The sequence below is a fragment of the Vibrio sp. 1069 genome, assembly GCF_033340555.1.
Map to the genome: position 1 here is coordinate 1 of NZ_JAWOWP010000275.1, position 776 is coordinate 776.

Genomic DNA, 776 nt, shown 5'->3' on the forward strand with positions numbered 1-776 from the left:
TCATTTTATTGGAAGTCTTGCATGTTCCAGTTGCCAATATCCGCTGCTGGACCTTCACCGCCCTCTTGACCATCCGCACCTAGAGTGAAGATATCAATCGTGCCGTTGTCACCAGGGCTTAGGTATTGGTATGCATTACCCCAAGGGTCATTTGGAAGACGCTTGATGTAACCACCATCACGGTAGTTGCGCGGTTCTGGGTTAGAAGGCTTAGTAACCAATGCGTCTAGACCTTGGTCTGTCGTTGGGTACACGCTGTTGTCTAGCTTGTACATATCCAACGCGTTCTCTAACGCCACAATGTCAGTGATCGCTTTTTGTTGGTCTGCCTTTTCTTTGTTGCCTAGCAAGTTTGGAACAACAAAACTTGCCAAAATACCCAAGATAACAACAACTACCATCACTTCTAACAGTGTGAAACCGTGTTGCTTACTACGCTTAAATTTCATTTTTTTCTCCGAAAGTTAGATTCAAGCCACGTCTTAATTTAGACACGCCTTAATTCGAATATTATCCGCTCATCAAGTTATTCATTTCTAGCATCGGCATCAAGGTCGCCATGACAATGAATAACACCAATCCAGCCATTAATGCGATCAAGGCAGGAGTGAACACTCCCAACGCAATATTGACCGTAGATTCAAAGTTTTGGTCTTGGTTGTCCGCCGCACGCGTCAGCATGCTTTCTAACTCACCACTCTGCTCACCACTGGCGATCATATGCAGCATCATCGGTGGGAATAAACGGGTTTGATCCAGAGCTTTACGCAAGCTTG

General features: G+C 45.4%; 2 protein-coding genes. Both read right to left on the reverse strand.

Translation table 11 applies throughout. The features are described from left to right. Positions 1-5 precede the first annotated feature (5 nt). On the reverse strand, positions 6-449 hold the full coding sequence (gene gspG, locus R7040_RS25950) for a type II secretion system major pseudopilin GspG (RefSeq protein WP_005465191.1): 444 nt from the start codon (positions 447-449) through the stop codon (positions 6-8). 61 nt (positions 450-510) lie between these two features. Further along, positions 511-776, reverse strand: a 266-nt coding sequence (locus tag R7040_RS25955; protein ID WP_318073864.1) for a type II secretion system F family protein, incomplete at its 5' end; no start/stop codon positions are given.

Excerpts from the sequence above, each read along its gene's own strand:
- gspG (WP_005465191.1), bottom strand. The coding sequence starts at position 449 with ATGAAATTTAAGCGTAGTAAGCAACACGGTTTCACACTGTTAGAAGTG.